16 protein-coding genes and 1 pseudogene are annotated in these 16,295 nt (G+C 49.5%); 14 read left to right on the top strand and 3 right to left on the bottom strand.

The annotated features are described in order from the left end of the window. Positions 1 to 306: 306 nt before the first annotated feature. Positions 307 to 699, bottom strand: a pseudogene (locus tag On2M_RS16180) (YdeI family stress tolerance OB fold protein). 358 nt (positions 700 to 1,057) lie between these two features. Here On2M_RS16180 and On2M_RS16175 point away from each other — a divergent pair. Next, a complete protein-coding gene (locus On2M_RS16175; protein ID WP_151219349.1) occupies positions 1,058 to 1,966 on the top strand; it encodes an SDR family oxidoreductase in 909 nt (302 codons plus the stop codon). A 91-nt stretch (positions 1,967 to 2,057) separates the two neighbouring features. Here the strand turns inward: On2M_RS16175 and On2M_RS16170 are convergent, their stop codons facing one another. Further along, a complete protein-coding gene (locus On2M_RS16170) occupies positions 2,058 to 2,702 on the bottom strand; it encodes a quinolone resistance pentapeptide repeat protein QnrB97 (protein WP_187259598.1) in 645 nt (214 codons plus the stop codon). A 95-nt stretch (positions 2,703 to 2,797) separates the two neighbouring features. Beyond that, complete coding sequence (gene pspF / locus On2M_RS16165) at positions 2,798 to 3,787, bottom strand: phage shock protein operon transcriptional activator (RefSeq protein ID WP_210905154.1); 990 nt, start codon at positions 3,785 to 3,787, stop codon at positions 2,798 to 2,800. 155 nt (positions 3,788 to 3,942) lie between these two features. Here pspF and pspA point away from each other — a divergent pair, with 155 nt between their 5' ends. The 13 genes from pspA (at position 3,943) to pgmB (ending at position 16,287) form a co-directional block, all read left to right on the top strand. Then, a complete protein-coding gene (gene pspA, locus On2M_RS16160; RefSeq protein ID WP_151219347.1) occupies positions 3,943 to 4,611 on the top strand; it encodes a phage shock protein PspA in 669 nt (222 codons plus the stop codon). 54 nt (positions 4,612 to 4,665) lie between these two features. Further along, a complete protein-coding gene (pspB, locus tag On2M_RS16155) occupies positions 4,666 to 4,890 on the top strand; it encodes an envelope stress response membrane protein PspB (protein ID WP_151219346.1) in 225 nt (74 codons plus the stop codon). Continuing rightward, complete coding sequence (gene pspC / locus On2M_RS16150; RefSeq protein ID WP_151219345.1) at positions 4,890 to 5,249, top strand: envelope stress response membrane protein PspC; 360 nt, start codon at positions 4,890 to 4,892, stop codon at positions 5,247 to 5,249. The genes pspB and pspC overlap by 1 nt, the downstream gene beginning before the upstream one ends. A gap of 8 nt (positions 5,250 to 5,257) precedes the next feature. Next, positions 5,258 to 5,488, top strand: coding sequence for a phage shock protein PspD (gene pspD, locus On2M_RS16145; RefSeq protein ID WP_151219344.1), 231 nt, complete (start codon positions 5,258 to 5,260; stop codon positions 5,486 to 5,488). Between the two features lie 163 nt (positions 5,489 to 5,651). Beyond that, the gene (locus On2M_RS16140) at positions 5,652 to 7,358 is read left to right on the top strand and encodes a sugar phosphorylase (protein ID WP_247604999.1); all 1,707 of its coding nucleotides are present in this window, start codon (positions 5,652 to 5,654) and stop codon (positions 7,356 to 7,358) included. 16 nt (positions 7,359 to 7,374) lie between these two features. After that, positions 7,375 to 8,667, top strand: a complete 1,293-nt coding sequence (locus On2M_RS16135) for an ABC transporter substrate-binding protein (RefSeq protein WP_187252351.1) — start codon at positions 7,375 to 7,377, stop codon at positions 8,665 to 8,667. A gap of 20 nt (positions 8,668 to 8,687) precedes the next feature. After that, complete coding sequence (locus On2M_RS16130) at positions 8,688 to 9,569, top strand: sugar ABC transporter permease (protein WP_151219342.1); 882 nt, start codon at positions 8,688 to 8,690, stop codon at positions 9,567 to 9,569. Next, complete coding sequence (locus On2M_RS16125; RefSeq protein WP_003020474.1) at positions 9,556 to 10,398, top strand: carbohydrate ABC transporter permease; 843 nt, start codon at positions 9,556 to 9,558, stop codon at positions 10,396 to 10,398. Before On2M_RS16130 ends, On2M_RS16125 begins: the two co-directional genes overlap by 14 nt. 27 nt (positions 10,399 to 10,425) lie before the next feature. Beyond that, positions 10,426 to 11,478 carry a zinc-binding alcohol dehydrogenase gene (locus On2M_RS16120; protein WP_210905152.1) on the top strand — a complete coding sequence of 351 codons (1,053 nt, stop codon included), beginning with the start codon at positions 10,426 to 10,428 and terminating at the stop codon, positions 11,476 to 11,478. A 16-nt stretch (positions 11,479 to 11,494) separates the two neighbouring features. Next, positions 11,495 to 12,283, top strand: coding sequence for a sugar phosphate isomerase/epimerase (locus On2M_RS16115; RefSeq protein WP_151225507.1), 789 nt, complete (start codon positions 11,495 to 11,497; stop codon positions 12,281 to 12,283). A gap of 10 nt (positions 12,284 to 12,293) precedes the next feature. Next, on the top strand, positions 12,294 to 13,349 hold the full coding sequence (locus tag On2M_RS16110; RefSeq protein ID WP_210905151.1) for a Gfo/Idh/MocA family oxidoreductase: 1,056 nt from the start codon (positions 12,294 to 12,296) through the stop codon (positions 13,347 to 13,349). Next, complete coding sequence (locus tag On2M_RS16105) at positions 13,346 to 15,622, top strand: glycoside hydrolase family 65 protein (RefSeq protein ID WP_210905150.1); 2,277 nt, start codon at positions 13,346 to 13,348, stop codon at positions 15,620 to 15,622. The genes On2M_RS16110 and On2M_RS16105 overlap by 4 nt, the downstream gene beginning before the upstream one ends. Beyond that, positions 15,619 to 16,287 carry a beta-phosphoglucomutase gene (gene pgmB, locus On2M_RS16100; protein WP_210905149.1) on the top strand — a complete coding sequence of 223 codons (669 nt, stop codon included), beginning with the start codon at positions 15,619 to 15,621 and terminating at the stop codon, positions 16,285 to 16,287. The genes On2M_RS16105 and pgmB overlap by 4 nt, the downstream gene beginning before the upstream one ends. Positions 16,288 to 16,295 lie beyond the last annotated feature (8 nt).

The raw sequence follows: 16,295 nt of genomic DNA, 5'->3' as shown, positions 1-16,295 counted from the left end.
ACTAATACTTAATGACATTTGCCATTACCGTTTGTGTTTGGGGACGTCAGGGGTGATAACCGCGAATTCAACCTCGCAACATGGTCAAAATTCATACCCACTATCCACTTTGAATATACTCTATTAACTATCTTAGCATTTTCATGACCCATCTGACTCGCTTAAACGTGGGATTCGCTGGCAGACAGAAAAATGTGAGGGGAGAGAGGGGGAGAAATGACCATGACGGGCAGAAGAGAGCATTAGCAAAACCGTGAGAATAATGAAAATCTACCGGGAAGAGTGGCTTCTTTCCCGGCTATTGCGTTACTTCTGGAGTTTATTTACTCGTATTACTGGTGGTTGCATTTTCGCGTCGAGACTACCGTTAATACTGATCATTTGATCGGGTTTAACCGTTCGACCATCGAAAACCGCGAGTGGAATTAAAGTATGGATACTGCCGGTTTTATCACGAAAGATAAATTTGTCTCCGCCTTGATCCTCGATGAGATTACCTCGCAGAGAAATGGTCGCACCATCATGCATAGTTTTGGCCTATTCGACAGTCATGATTCTTGCATCTTCAGTCCCACGATAACCATCATCCAGAGCGTGGGGTGGCGGTGGAGCAGTATCCTTTTTCAACCCGCCGATATCATCAGCAAGCGCTGGCGACAATAAAAAACAACACAATAATGGCGCTATGGATAATTTCATACGTTCTCCGTTTTGAGAGGGTTGAGATATTAATTATGGTTGCTATTTATTAATAAAGCGAACTGGATAAGTCTCAAATGATTACGTGCAAATTAAATCTAACGCTGATGGGTGCGCTGAGATTAAAATGGTGATTTTTATATAAAGCTATGATTTATATCGATTTATTATTTTTGATATTAAACCTGGATTAATCTCATTGTGTACATTGAAGTCGTGATGTGGCTATAAATACAGCGGTGTGTGGGAGCGAGAATTAATATTATGAGGAATTAGGTTTAGGTGAGTAATATAGGCCATGTCACTCATTTTGGTCTACGCTTATTAGTCTTTGTGATAATTAATGAGAGGTAATTGAATGGCTGACTTAAATAAGGAAAAAAAGACCATCAATAAAACTAATTCTGCGCGATTTCCGACGCCGCCTTTTCCACGGCAGCAACAACCCTTTCCTGGGCTGGCGGGGAAAATGCAACCGCGTCCCGACCATGGAGAAGACAGCTATCAGGGAAGCGGTCGCTTGAATGGGCGCAAGGTATTAATTACCGGTGGGGATTCGGGAATTGGTCGTGCTGTTGCTATTGCCTATGCTCGTGAAGGTGCTGATGTTGCGATCAACTATTTACCTGAAGAAGAAGACGATGCGCGTGAAGTAGTCGACCTGATAAAAAAAGCAGGCAGAAATGTTTTGGCTATCCCCGGAGATATCCGTGATGAAACTTTTTGCGGCAACCTGGTAAAACAGGCGGTAAAAGGACTAGGAGGGTTGGATATCCTCGTCAATAATGCGGGGCGTCAGCAATTTTGCGAGTCAATTGATGAACTCACCACAGAAGATTTTGATGCAACATTCAAGACCAATGTCTACGCTATGTTTTGGATAACCAAAGCGGCTATACCCCATCTTTCACCAGACAGCGTGATAATTAATACCTCCTCGGTACAGGCTTATGAACCAAGTGAAATCCTGCTTGATTATGCTCAGACCAAGGCAGCGATCGTGGCATTTACTAAATCGCTGGCGAAGCAACTGGCCCCGAAAGGGATACGGGTAAATGCTGTAGCGCCGGGACCATACTGGACTGTGCTGCAGTGCTGTGGTGGTCAACCCCAGGAAAAAGTGGAGAAATTTGGTGCAAATGCGCCGCTGGGTCGCCCTGGTCAACCGGTGGAGATTGCGCCGCTTTATGTCACTTTGGCCGCTGAAGAGAACAGCTATACATCCGGCCAGGTCTGGTGCTCTGATGGGGGGACAGGAACTCTTTGACGCTCATGCGCTCTGCGTTTAAAGTCACTTTTAAGGTGAGTGCGGACACCATCGTATAAGGGCGGGAGCGGTACTTACCGCTCCCTGAATGTTAACCAATCACAGCGATACCAAGCCGCTCCATCAGCAACGCGGCCTGGTAGCTGTCCAATTTGACACCTTGTAAATCGACGCCCCGAATATCTAAATTACCCAGTTCGGAATTGGTCAAATCACAATGCGTAAAATTTGCAGTCCGCCAGTCGAACGACGAAAACTCGCCGCCGGAGAGATCTGAACCACTGAAGGTCGCACCCAGCACCTGAGTTCCCATCCATCGGTTTTCCCACAATTCGCACTTTTCAAGCACGGCCTTCGAAAAGTTGGCGTAGCTTAGATTGGTATTAGTGATATATGCGCTGCAAAACCAGGTGCGCGTGGTGATCATATTCATAAAGCTTGCACTGCGAAAATCTGCACCCTGTGCGCGGCAGTGACGAATTTCAATGCCCAGCGCACTGGCGTTGCGAAAATCCGCCATTGATAAATCACAGCTTTTAAAAATGGCATCTTTCAGCATTGCGCGACTGAAATTGCACCCTTTCTGGTTTTCTCGATCATAGAACTGACAGCCGATAAATTCAGTACCGCTAAGGTCGACGCCCGAAAAATCACAGTTTAAAAAAGTGCTATTTTCAACTTTTTCACCGGTGAAGCGGTTTCTGTCAATTTTTTCGCCAATTAATGACAACGTCATAATCTGGTGCCTGTCTTTTTATACAGTGGAATGGCATGTTAAGCTGTTTTAACGTTATGCGTCAAACCATCCAATATCACGTAGAAAAAAGTAGATTAAATCTGGTGTTTCTTCAGCAAAGCGCGTAGCTGATGATAAGTCAAACCTAATAATTCAGCGGCTTTTTTCTGATTAAATTTTGCCTGCTGTAAGCTGGTCTGTAACAAGTCTTTTTCCTGCAGCCGCTGGAACTCACGCAGATCCAGCGGTAATGCAAAAGATGCCGGTGTTGTTTCCGCTACCTGCGGCTGCGAAACGTGACGGCAGAAGGGGTCAATGATTATCTCATCCAATGGGAAATCGCTGGTACCGTGCCGGTATACGGAGCGCTCAACAACGTTTTTCAGTTCACGAATATTGCCCGGCCAGCGGTAGTGGAGGAGGGTTTCTCTGGCCTCAGCGCTAAACCCAGGAAACAGGGGTAACCCGATCTCGCGGCACATCTGAATAGCGAAATGCTCGGCCATTAACATGATGTCGCTTTGACGCTCGCGTAACGGGGGCAGTTGCACCACGTCAAAGGCCAGACGATCCAGCAGGTCTGCGCGGAAAGTGCCTTCGCTGACCATACGTGGCAGGTCTTCATTGGTCGCACAAACAAGGCGAACGTTAACCTGCAAGGGCTGGCTGCCGCCGACACGCTCCAGCTCGCCATATTCAATTACGCGCAGCAGTTTTTCCTGCACCAGCATTGGTGCGGTCGCCAGTTCATCAAGAAACAGCGTACCGCCATCAGCACGTTCGAAACGCCCTGGATGGCGTTTTTGCGCCCCGGTAAAAGCCCCTGCTTCGTGACCAAACAGTTCGGAATCCAGCAAGTTCTCGTTGAGGGCCGCGCAGTTAAGCGAGATAAACGGGCCTTGCCAACGGGTGGAGAGATAGTGCAGGCGGTTGGCGATAAGCTCTTTCCCAGTACCTCGCTCACCAATAACCAGTACAGGTTTATCCAGCGGTGCCAGATGAGAAACCTGCTCCAGTACTTCAATAAAGCTGTTTGCTTCGCCCAGTAGATTGTCTTTGTATCCTGCCATGATGAAATTCACCATTTGTTAGTGTTATTCACCAATTTACCCTAATTATCTCGTCAGGTAAAATTAGATATAATTATTAAAATCAATATCTTAAAAAGTTGGCACACCAAGTGCATTACGTAAACAGCAGGGCATCGCCCGATATCAGAACAGTAAGTGAGGATTACATTATGGGTATTTTTTCTCGTTTTGCCGACATCGTGAACGCCAACATTAATGCGTTGCTGGAAAAGGCTGAAGATCCGCAGAAGCTGGTGCGGTTAATGATCCAGGAAATGGAAGATACCCTGGTTGAGGTGCGGTCAAACTCCGCCCGCGCACTGGCAGAAAAGAAACAATTATCTCGCCGTATCGAACAGGCGAGTGCACAACAGGCAGAGTGGCAGGAAAAAGCCGAGCTGGCGCTGCGCAAAGAGAAAGAAGATTTGGCGCGTTCTGCGTTAATCGAAAAGCAGAAACTGACCGACCTGATTGCTTCTCTCGAGCATGAGGTGACGCTGGTTGACGATACGCTGACGCGTATGAAAAAAGAGATCGGTGAGCTGGAAAATAAACTCAGTGAAACCCGGGCTCGTCAGCAGGCGTTAATGCTGCGCCATCAGGCGGCGAGTTCTTCCCGCGATGTTCGTCGTCAACTGGACAGCGGCAAGCTGGATGAAGCGATGGCGCGCTTTGAATCTTTCGAGCGACGTATCGATCATATGGAGGCTGAGGCTGAAAGTCATAACTTCGGCAAACAGAAGTCTCTGGATCAGCAATTTGCTGACCTGAAAGCAGATGATGAAATCAGCGAGCAGCTGGCGCAACTTAAAGCCAAAATGCAGCAAGACAAGCAATAATAACATCTGGCGGCGCCCGAACGCGCCGCCGCTCATCACCTGTAAGGAGTACTCATGAGCGCGCTATTTCTGGCTATCCCGTTAACCATCTTTGTGTTGTTTGTTTTACCGATTTGGCTCTGGCTGCATTACAGCAACCGTTCCAGTCGTGGCGAACTGTCGCAAAGTGAACAGCAACGTCTGGTCGAACTCAACGATGACGCACTGCGGATGCGCGAGCGCATTCAGGCGCTGGAAGACATCCTTGATGCTGAACATCCAAACTGGAGGGACCGCTAATGGGAGGCGTTAACCTGAACAAAAAACTGTGGCGTATTCCGCAGCGGGGCATGGTGAAGGGGGTTTGTGCTGGGATTGCGCATTATCTCGATGTGCCTGTGAAGCTGGTACGGATCCTGGTGGTGTTGTCAGTCTTTTTTGGTCTGGCTTTTTTTACCTTCGTCGCCTACATCGTGCTGACGTTTGTGTTGGACCCGATGCCGGACAATGTGGTTTCCGGCGAGCAGCAGCCTTCAAGCGGTGAACTATTGGACGCTGTCGATCGTGAGCTGGCCGCAAGTGAAAAGCGTTTGCGTGAAATGGAGCGTTATGTGACGTCTGATACCTTTTCATTACGCAGCCGCTTCCGCCAACTGTGAGGTTAGAAATGAACAATCGCTGGCAACGTGCCGGGCAAAGGGTTAAGCCGGGCTTCAAAATAGCAGGTAAGCTGGTGCTTCTGACTGCGCTGCGCTACGGCCCGGCGGGGGTAGCAGGGTGGGCGGTGAAATCCGTCGCCCGACGCCCGCTAAAAATGCTGCTGGCGCTGATTCTGGAGCCGGTATTGAGTCGGGCTGCAGCAAAATTGTCGAAACGCTATTCAGGTAATCAAACCTGATATCTGAATCAGCAAAAGCAAGCAACAACTAATCAACATCCCCTCAGTTAATTTGCGGCAGCTCACAAATACGATTTTTTGGCTGCCAAATTTCTTTTATACCCCCCTCAGGAGTACCTCGGCTGATTGACAGCTTATTTTCGTCAGAGTAGTCTCTTGATTCATGGGACCGCTACCACGGAAATCAAAAGTGAATCAAAAGATCCAAAAGTGCCTGACTGAAGTTTATGGTGATGCATTGACTTCATGTCACTATCAAGCGCTGGTTGCACGTTTAGAAAAATCACAGAAATTAATTAAAAAAAAGCGTAAAACGCATTGGGACGAGGGTGATGTTGTTCTTATTACCTATGCCGATCAATTCCACGGGGCTGATCAGAAACCGCTGCCGACGTTTAATCAGTTTTATAATAAATGGCTTAAGTCGACATTTTCTCATGTGCATTTGTTGCCATTCTATCCGTGGTCTTCGGACGATGGCTTTTCGGTGATTAATTATCATCAGGTTGCTGAAGAGACCGGTGACTGGAATGATATTAAGCAACTGGATGAATCCAGTCGACTGATGTTTGATTTTGTTTGTAACCATATGTCAGCCAAAAGTGAATGGTTTAATAACTATTTGCAACAGCTTGACGGTTATGAGGATTTCTTTATTGCAATGGATCCTGAAATGGACCTGAGCAACGTAACGCGTCCACGCGCATTACCGTTACTGACGCCTTTTACGCTGAAAGATAATACCGTGCGCCATTTATGGACGACGTTTAGCGACGACCAGATCGATCTCAACTATGCCAATCCGTTGGTGTTATTGGCGATGGTCGATGTGCTACTGAGTTATCTTGAGCAGGGCGCGGATTATGTCCGCCTGGATGCGGTTGGTTTTATGTGGAAAGAGCCGGGGACGACCTGTATTCATCTGGATAAAACGCATCAGCTTATTAAACTGTTCCGCGCGATTGCAGAAGTCGTTGCACCGGGTACGGCGATCATTACTGAAACGAACGTTCCGCATAAGGATAACGTGTCTTACTACGGTAACGGTCATGATGAGGCGCACATGGTGTACCAATTCTCGCTGCCTCCGCTGGTGCTGCATGCGGTACAACGCCAGGATACGACAACTTTATGTCAGTGGGCACAATCACTGGAACTCCCCTCCAGGGAGACGACCTGGTTTAATTTCCTTGCATCACATGATGGTATTGGTCTCAACCCATTACGGGGTCTGTTACCTGAAGATGAAATCACGCAACTGGTGACAAAATTACAGCAGGAAGGCGCGCTGGTTAACTGGAAAAATAATCCTGATGGTAGCCGCAGTCCGTATGAAATTAACGTGACATATCTGGATGCGCTAACGCCTGGTAATTGCAGTGATGCCGAACGGTTCTCCCGATTTATTCTCGCACATGCCATTTTGCTGAGTTTTCCGGGCATACCTGCGGTTTATATTCAAAGCATTCTTGGATCACGAAATGACTATGAAGGGGTGGGAATATTAGGGTACAACCGTGCGATTAATCGTAAAAAATATTCGGTAAGACAAATAGAAACAGAGTTGAAAGATGAAACCAGTTTGCGCCATGCTGTTTATTATGAATTATCCAGATTAATCGTCATTCGCCGTAATAATAAAGCCTTTCATCCTGATAGTGATTTTCAAATTATTAGTGTTACACCGGCAGTAATGCTAATTAAACGTACGGCAGATACAGGCGAAAAAATTACCGGGGTATTTAATGTCAGCGATCATACTCAAACCATTAGTATTGATATTGAAAATGGATTTGATTTGATTAGCGATAAAGCTATTTCGGGTAAGGAATTAACGTTGCACGCCTGGCAGGTCATGTGGGTTAAGTAATAAAAAGGAACATTTCATGTTTAAAGCTAAAATTGTGCTGATTTCAGCACTGGTTTCCTGCGCCCTGGTTTCCGGGTGCAAGGATGATAAAAAGTCCTCTGTCGCGATTGAATTTATGCACTCCTCTGTAGAGCAGGAGCGTCAGGCGGTTATTGCGAAACTGATTGAGCGTTTTGAAAAAGAGAACCCGGGCATCAGTGTCAAACAGGTTCCAGTGGAAGAAGATGCTTACAACACCAAAGTCATTACCCTGGCGCGCAGCGGTTCATTGCCTGAAGTGATTGAAACCAGCCATGACTACGCGAAAGTTATGGATAAAGAATCCCTTATCGATCGTAAAGCGGTGGCGCAAGTCATCAACGGCGTAGGTGAAGATGCTTTTTATGATGGCGTTCTGCGTATAGTGCGCACTGAAGACGGAACTGCATGGACCGGAGTTCCGGTCAGCGCCTGGATTGGCGGGATCTGGTATCGCAAAGATGTGCTGGCTAAAGCCGGACTGCAGGAACCCAAAGACTGGCAGCAACTACTGGAAGCGGCGCAGAAGCTCAATAATCCTGGCAGTAAGAAATACGGTATTGCGCTGCCTACGGCGGAAAGCGTTTTGACCGAACAGTCATTCTCCCAGTTCGCGCTTTCTAACCAGGCCAACGTTTTTGATGGGCAGGGAAAGATAACGCTCGACACGCCTGAGATGACCCAGGCGCTGCAGTATTACCGCCAACTTGCCATGAACACTATGCCGGGCTCTAACGACATCATGGAAGTTAAAGACGCTTTCATGAACGGCACGGCGCCGATGGCGATTTACTCTACCTATATCCTTCCGGCGGTGATTAAAGAGGGCGATCCTAAAAATGTCGGCTTTATGGTCCCGACAGAAAAAACTTCCGCTGTTTACGGCATGTTGACGTCGCTAACCATTACCGCGGGCCAAAAATCTGAAGAAACAGAAGCAGCAGAGAAATTTGTCATCTTTATGGAACAGGCCGACAACATTGCGGACTGGGTCATGATGTCGCCAGGGGCCGCGCTGCCGGTCAACAAAGCGGTGGTGAATACCCCGACATGGAAAGATAACACTGTCATCAAAGCGCTGGGTGAATTACCCGATCAACTGATTGCCGAACTGCCAAATATTCAGGTCTTTGGCGCCGTGGGTGATAAGAACTTTACCCGCATGGGCGACGTAACCGGCTCGGGTGTCGTGAGTACCATGGTGCACAACGTGACGGTAGGAAAAGCTGACCTTTCATCGACTATCAAGGCAAGCCAGACAAAACTGGATGACCTTATTGAACAGCGCTAATGGGGAAATGGAAAGCCGTGATGAATAAGTTCTTTTCAGGCCGATCCGATATGCCATTCGCCATGCTGCTGCTGGCCCCTAGCTTGCTGTTGCTGGGCGGTTTAGTGGCGTGGCCGATGATATCTAACATCGAAATCAGCTTTATGCGTCTGCCGCTGAATCCGCAAATCGAGTCAACGTTTGTCGGCCTGAGCAACTATATCCGTATCTTATCCGATCCTGGATTCTGGCATTCACTGTGGATGACGGTCTGGTATACCGCGCTAGTCGTGGCAGGGAGCACGATACTGGGACTGGGCGTGGCGATGTTCTTTAACCGTGAGTTTCGTCTGCGGAAAACGGCGCGCTCACTGGTCATCCTCTCTTACGTAACGCCATCAATATCGCTGGTGTTTGCCTGGAAATACATGTTCAACAACGGCTACGGCATTGTGAACTACCTCGGCGTGGATCTGTTGCATCTTTACGATCAGGCGCCGCTGTGGTTCGACAATCCCGGTAGCAGCTTTGCGCTGGTCGTACTGTTCGCTATCTGGCGCTATTTTCCGTATGCCTTTATTTCGTTTCTGGCGATTTTGCAGACTATCGATAAATCGTTATATGAGGCAGCGGAAATGGATGGCGCGAACGCCTGGCAACGGTTTCGCATCGTCACGCTGCCAGCGATTATGCCGGTGCTGGCGACCGTAGTCACGCTGCGTACGATCTGGATGTTCTACATGTTCGCCGATGTTTATCTGCTGACCACGAAAGTCGATATTCTCGGGGTCTATCTCTATAAAACAGCGTTTGCATTTAATGACTTAGGTAAAGCGGCCGCGATCTCTGTTGTCCTCTTCGTCATCATTTTCGCTGTTATCCTGCTGACCAGAAAACGGGTGAACCTCAATGGCAACAAATAAGCGCACGCTTGGCCGCATTGGCTTTTACTGTGGATTAATTGTCTTCCTGGGCATCACGTTATTTCCATTTTTTGTGATGCTGATGACTTCATTTAAAAGCGCAAAAGAGGCGATCTCGCTGCATCCAACGCTGTTACCGCAGCAATGGACGCTGGAACATTACATCGACATCTTCAACCCGATGATTTTCCCGTTTGTTGACTACTTCCGTAATAGCCTGGTGGTATCGGTCACTTCTTCTGTGGTGGCGGTGTTTCTCGGCGTGCTTGGCGCGTATGCGCTTTCCCGCCTGCGTTTTAAGGGACGGATGACCATCAATGCCAGCTTTTACACGGTGTACATGTTTTCAGGGATCCTGCTGGTAGTGCCGCTATTCAAAATCATTACGGCTCTTGGCATCTATGACACTGAAATGGCGCTAATTATTACTATGGTTACCCAGACGTTGCCGACAGCGGTATTCATGCTGAAAAGCTACTTCGACACCATTCCGGACGAGATCGAAGAAGCCGCGATGATGGATGGGTTGAACCGTCTGCAGATCATCTTTCGTATTACCGTGCCGTTGGCAATGTCTGGTCTGGTTTCGGTCTTTGTGTACTGCTTTATGGTGGCGTGGAATGACTATCTGTTTGCTTCGATTTTCCTTTCCAGCGCCAGCAATTTTACCTTACCGGTCGGTCTGAACGCGCTGTTCAGTACACCTGACTATATCTGGGGACGCATGATGGCTGCATCGTTAGTCACCGCATTGCCGGTGGTCATTATGTATGCGCTTTCCGAACGTTTTATTAAAAGTGGTTTGACCGCTGGCGGCGTGAAAGGTTAAGCGGCCAGTTTAATTAAGGAGTTGTAAATGAAGAAGTTAGTTGCCACAGAACCGCGCGTTGCAGCGCTGGTGGAATATGAAGACAGAGCGGTATCCTCCAATGAAGTTAAAGTTCGCGTTAAATTTGGCGCGCCGAAACATGGCACGGAAGTGGTCGATTTTCGCGCAGCCAGCCCGTTTATTGACGAAGATTTTAACGGTGAATGGCAAATGTTTATGCCGCGTCCGGAAGGGGCACCGCGCGGGATCGAATTCGGTAAATTCCAGCTTGGCAATATGGTGGTGGGCGATGTTATTGAGTGTGGCAGCGATGTGACCGAATACGCCGTTGGCGATTCAGTTTGCGGCTACGGTCCGCTGTCGGAAACAGTCATCATCAACGCGGTGAATAACTATAAGCTGCGTAAAATGCCGCAGGGCAGCTCGTGGAAAAACGCCGTCTGCTATGACCCGGCCCAGTTCGCCATGAGCGGTGTGCGCGACGCCAACGTGCGCGTTGGTGACTTTGTGGTCGTCGTGGGCTTAGGCGCAATTGGCCAGATTGCCGTGCAACTGGCCAAAAAAGCGGGCGCGTCGGTAGTGATCGGCGTTGATCCTATTGAACATCGCTGCGATATCGCGCGTCGTCATGGCGCGGACTTCTGCCTGAACCCGATCGGTACCGACGTAGGTAAAGAGATTAAAACGCTGACCGGCAAGCAGGGCGCGGATGTGATCATCGAAACCAGCGGCTATGCGGATGCGTTGCAGTCGGCGTTACGCGGTCTGGCCTATGGTGGCACCATTTCCTATGTCGCTTTCGCGAAACCTTTTGCAGAAGGCTTCAACCTTGGCCGTGAAGCGCACTTTAACAACGCCAAAATTGTCTTCTCCCGCGCCTGCAGTGAACCGAATCCAGATTATCCGCGCTGGAGCCGCAAGCGCATCGAGGAAACCTGTTGGGAACTGTTGATGAACGGTTACCTGAACTGTGAAGAACTGATCGACCCGGTTGTGACTTTTGCCAGCAGCCCGGAAAGCTATATGCAGTATGTCGATCGCCATCCGGAAAAGAGCATCAAAATGGGTGTGACGTTTTAATTAAGGAATGCAGAAGATGAAAATTGGAACACAGAATCAGGCTTTTTTTCCGGAAAATATTCTCGAGAAATTCCGTTACATCAAAGAGATGGGGTTTGACGGTTTTGAAATTGACGGCAAATTGCTGGTTAATAACCTTGCGGAAGTAAAAGCGGCGATCAAAGAAACGGGTCTTCCCGTCACCACAGCCTGTGGAGGTTATGACGGCTGGATTGGTGATTTTATCGAAGAGCGTCGCTTGAACGGTTTACAGCAGATCACTCACATTCTCGAAGCACTTGCCGAAGTCGGTGGGCAAGGCATTATTGTCCCGGCTGCATGGGGCATGTTTACCTTCCGCTTACCGCCGATGACCTCACCGCGTAGCCTTGCGGGCGATCGTAAAGCCGTCAGTGATTCATTGATTTACCTCGATAACGTTGCCGGGCGTACGGGGACGGTGGTGTATCTGGAGCCGCTTAATCGCTATCAGGATCATATGATCAACACTCTGGCGGATGCCCGTCGCTATATCGTGGAAAACAACCTGAAACATGTGCAGATCATTGGTGATTTTTACCACATGAATATCGAAGAAGACGATATGGCACAGGCGCTACATGACAATCGCGATCTGCTGGGTCACGTCCATATTGCGGATAACCATCGTTATCAGCCGGGAAGCGGTACGCTGGATTTCACTGCACTGTTTGACCAGTTACGTGAAGATAATTATCAGGGTTACGTTGTGTACGAAGGGCGCGTACGAGCAGAGAATCTGCCGGAAGCGTATCGTCAGTCACTGGCCTGGCTGCGTACCTGCTAAGAGGATTTCCGTGAAAAGTGCACTGACAAGCTCTCCGCTTCGTGTCGCCATTATCGGCGCCGGGCAGGTGGCGGATAAAGTTCATGCTTCGTACTACTGCACCCGCAACGATCTGGAACTGGTGGCTGTCTGTGACAGCCGCCTGGCACAGACGCGGCTGTTTGCAGAGAAATACGGGAATCCGCAGGTTTGGGACGATCCCCAGACGATGTTACGTGAAGCTAAGCCAGATATCGTCAGCATTTGCTCGCCTAATCGCTTTCATTATGAACACACCATGTTGGCATTGAACGCTGGATGCCATGTGATGTGCGAGAAACCTCCGGCAATGACGCCAGACGAGGCGTTGGAAATGTGTAAAACGGCGCGTCGGGTGGGAAAAGTGCTGGCTTATGATTTTCATCATCGTTTTGCGCTGGATACACAACTGCTTCGTGAACAGGTGATGACAGGCGTGTTGGGTGAAATCTATGTCACTAATGTTCGCGCTTTGCGCCGCTGTGGCGTGCCTGGCTGGGGGGTATTTACCAATAAAGAACTGCAGGGCGGTGGACCGCTAATTGATCTCGGTATTCATATGTTGGATGCCGCCATGTATGTGCTGGGGTTCCCGGCGGTAAAGCGTGTTAACGCGCACAGCTTTCAACGTATTGGCACGCGTAAAAACAGTGGGCAGTTTGGGAAATGGGATCCCACTACATATACCGTGGAGGATTCTTTGTTCGGCACGATTGAATTTCATAACGGCGGTATCCTGCGCCTGGAAACCTCTTTCGCGCTGAATATTCCTGAACAATCGATTATGAACGTTAATTTCTGCGGCGATTTGGCGGGGGCGACGTTATTCCCGGCCCAGGTTTACACCGACCGTGATGGTACGCTTGACGTGCTGCTTGCGCGCGAGATGGCTGATGACAACCGTCATTATCGCAGCATGGAAGCCTTCGTTAACCATGTCCAGGGCGAGCCTGTCACTATTGCTGATGCAGAGCAGGGCGTCGTTATTCAACAACTGGTTGCCGCACTGTATCAATCGGCTGAAACAGGGACCTATGTAGACTTATGACGAAGCCAGTAAATTTAACTGAACCAGTTTTTTGCCCACACAATCTGAATAAATATGCGTCACTTATGACGATCGGTAATGGCTATATGGGGATCCGCGCCAGCCACGAGGAAGCTTACACTTTACAGACGCGCGGTATGTACCTTGCAGGTCTTTATCACCGGGCAGGTAAAGGCGAAATTAATGAACTGGTTAATCTTCCGGATGTGGTGGGGGTAGAGATTTCACTCAATGGTGAGATTTTCTCGCTTACCAGCGGTGTTATCGAAAGCTGGCATCGTGAACTGGATTTTTCCTGCGGGGAAGTTCGCCGTGAGCTTATCTGGTGTGCATCTGATGGGGCGCGTTTTGCCATTGAGAGCCGGCGTTTTGCCTCGGCCCAGAAACTGCCATTGTTGGCGATGGAAATCGTCATTACGCCTCTGGATGCCGATGCCTGCATTGGTATCTCGACCGGTATTGATGCCACGATCACCAATCATGGTCGCCAGCATCTGGATGAAACGCAGGTCCGGGTCTTTGGACAGCATCTTATGCAAGGGATTTACACCACCCAGGATAATCGTAATGACATCGCTATCGCCACATATTGCGATGTAGATGGCGCAGCGCAGCGTTGCTTCACTGCGAAAGAACGTCACTTATTACAACACAACACCGTGCAGGCGCAAGCCGGGCAGCGCGTCACGCTGACGAAAATGAGTTGGGTTGACTGGACGAGCGAACGCAACCTGTCGCTTGAGACCTGGGGACGCCAGTCGCTGCGTAACATTGAAGAATGCGCGCAACAGGGATATGACGCTCTGTTGGCTGAGTCGAGCACCAACTGGCATGCCTGGTGGCAAAGCCGTCGTGTTCAGATTACCAGTACTGATATCAGCGATCAGCAGGCACTGGACTATGCGCTCTATCATCTGCGTGTGATGACCCCAGACCACGATGAGCGCAGCAGTATCGCGGCCAAAGGTCTGACGGGCGAAGGGTATAAAGGGCATATCTTCTGGGATACTGAGGTCTTTTTGTTACCATTTCACCTGTTTACCGAACCGAAAACCGCGAGAAGTCTATTGCGTTACCGCTGGCATAATCTGCCGGGGGCGCGTGAGAAAGCCCGTCGCAACGGTTGGCAGGGCGCGCTGTTCCCGTGGGAGAGCGCTCGCAGCGGTGATGAGGAAACGCCTGAATTCGCGGCGATCAACATTCGTACCGGGTTGCGGCAAAAAGTGGCCTCCGCACAGGCTGAACATCACCTCGTGGCGGATGTGGCCTGGGCGGTAATCCATTACTGGCATGCCACCGGGGATCTAAACTTCATGACACGTGAGGGCATGACGCTGCTGCTGGAAACGGCGAAGTTCTGGATTAGCAGGGCTGTCATGATTAATGGTCGTTTAGAGATCCACGATGTGATTGGCCCGGATGAATACACTGAGCATGTGAACAACAATGCGTTCACCAACTACATGGCCTGGTACAACGTAGAGCAGGCGCTGGGTTTTGCCCATCGGTTGGGCTGTGGCGATGACACGTTTATTCATCGCGCAGAGCATTTTTTACAGCATCTGTGGCGACCGGAAGTGCAGCCCGATGGCGTGCTTCCTCAGGATGATACCTTCCTGAACAAACCGGTTATCGATCTGACGCAGTACAAAGCCCTGGCGGGCAAGCAGACGATTTTGCTCGATTACTCCCGCGCGGAAGTCAATGAGATGCAAATTCTCAAACAGGCCGATGTCGTGATGCTGACCTACATGTTGCCAGAGCAATTTAGTCTGCAAACGTGTCTGGCAAATCTGCGTTTTTACGAGCCGCGCACAATTCATGACTCCTCTTTGAGTAAGGCGATCCATGGGATTGTGGCTGCGCGTTGTGGTGATTCGGCTCAGGGGTATCGGTTCTGGCGAGAAGGATCGCTGATCGATCTCGGAGAGGCACCACATAGCTGCGATGACGGTATTCATGCAGCAGCGACGGGGGCCATCTGGCTGGGGGCAATCCAGGGATTTGCTGGTGTGAACGTGCGTTACGGGGAGTTACATCTTGCGCCAGTATTACCTGCTCACTGGCAGAGGCTCTCTTTTCCGCTGCGTTGGCAGGGCTCCACTCTGCAGATAACTATCAATGATGCCGAAATCCGTATTCACAGCACTGAGCAGATTACCCTTTGGGTCAATGGCGAAAAAGTCTCGTTGCAAGGAGAGACCGTATTCAGCAATAGCGGCATCATTTCGCCTACGCATGGGACCGCTACCACAGAAGGGGGCGATGAATGATCTTCAAACCACAGGCCATCATTTTTGATTTAGATGGCGTGATTACCGACACTGCACATCTGCATTTCCTCGCCTGGCGACAGGTAGCTGATGAAATAGGAATTGAGATCGACGAAGCATTTAATGCCAGCCTGAAAGGGATTAGTCGCGGCGAATCGCTACAGCGTATTTTGCAATATGGCGGGAAAGCGGGGGCGTTTTCTCCTGAAGCCTGCGCACAATTGGCCGAGAGAAAAAACAGACTCTACGTCCATTCTTTGCGCCAGCTAACGGTTAACTCAGTATTACCGGGAATTCGTGAGCTGTTGATGACGTTGCGTGAACAGCAGATTCCGGTGGGACTAGCTTCTGTATCGCTTAATGCTCCCGCTATTTTACACGCGCTTGATCTTAGCTCTTATTTTGATTTTTGTGCGGATGCGGCGCTGATCACCCGCTCAAAACCGGATCCGGAAATTTTTCTGGCAGCCTGTGCGGGGCTTGGCGTTGACCCGCGGCAGTGTATTGGCATAGAAGATGCTCAAGCGGGAATTGAGGCGATCAATGCTTGCGGCATGCTTTCTGTTGGCATCGGTACAAGGCTGAACGAGGCAGGCTTGCAGCTTCCTGCAACCGAATTTCTGACGTGGCCGTGCTTATCGGCTTTCTGGCAACACGACAAGTAAAGGATTCA

It is taken from the genome of Citrobacter sp. On2M (assembly GCF_018035235.1).
Classification (GTDB): Bacteria; Pseudomonadota; Gammaproteobacteria; order Enterobacterales; family Enterobacteriaceae; genus Citrobacter; species Citrobacter meridianamericanus.
Note: the sequence above shows the minus strand (reverse complement) of the source record. Positions and strands in the feature narration are given on the sequence as shown.

Coding starts and splice junctions, on each gene's coding strand:
- On2M_RS16175 (WP_151219349.1), top strand. CDS start 1,058: ATGGCTGACTTAAATAAGGAAAAAAAGACCATCAATAAAACTAATTCT.
- On2M_RS16170 (WP_187259598.1), bottom strand. CDS start 2,702: ATGACGTTGTCATTAATTGGCGAAAAAATTGACAGAAACCGCTTCACC.
- pspF (WP_210905154.1), bottom strand. CDS start 3,787: ATGGTGAATTTCATCATGGCAGGATACAAAGACAATCTACTGGGCGAA.
- pspA (WP_151219347.1), top strand. CDS start 3,943: ATGGGTATTTTTTCTCGTTTTGCCGACATCGTGAACGCCAACATTAAT.
- pspB (WP_151219346.1), top strand. CDS start 4,666: ATGAGCGCGCTATTTCTGGCTATCCCGTTAACCATCTTTGTGTTGTTT.
- pspC (WP_151219345.1), top strand. CDS start 4,890: ATGGGAGGCGTTAACCTGAACAAAAAACTGTGGCGTATTCCGCAGCGG.
- pspD (WP_151219344.1), top strand. CDS start 5,258: ATGAACAATCGCTGGCAACGTGCCGGGCAAAGGGTTAAGCCGGGCTTC.
- On2M_RS16140 (WP_247604999.1), top strand. CDS start 5,652: ATGGGACCGCTACCACGGAAATCAAAAGTGAATCAAAAGATCCAAAAG.
- On2M_RS16135 (WP_187252351.1), top strand. CDS start 7,375: ATGTTTAAAGCTAAAATTGTGCTGATTTCAGCACTGGTTTCCTGCGCC.
- On2M_RS16130 (WP_151219342.1), top strand. CDS start 8,688: ATGAATAAGTTCTTTTCAGGCCGATCCGATATGCCATTCGCCATGCTG.
- On2M_RS16125 (WP_003020474.1), top strand. CDS start 9,556: ATGGCAACAAATAAGCGCACGCTTGGCCGCATTGGCTTTTACTGTGGA.
- On2M_RS16120 (WP_210905152.1), top strand. CDS start 10,426: ATGAAGAAGTTAGTTGCCACAGAACCGCGCGTTGCAGCGCTGGTGGAA.
- On2M_RS16115 (WP_151225507.1), top strand. CDS start 11,495: ATGAAAATTGGAACACAGAATCAGGCTTTTTTTCCGGAAAATATTCTC.
- On2M_RS16105 (WP_210905150.1), top strand. CDS start 13,346: ATGACGAAGCCAGTAAATTTAACTGAACCAGTTTTTTGCCCACACAAT.
- pgmB (WP_210905149.1), top strand. CDS start 15,619: ATGATCTTCAAACCACAGGCCATCATTTTTGATTTAGATGGCGTGATT.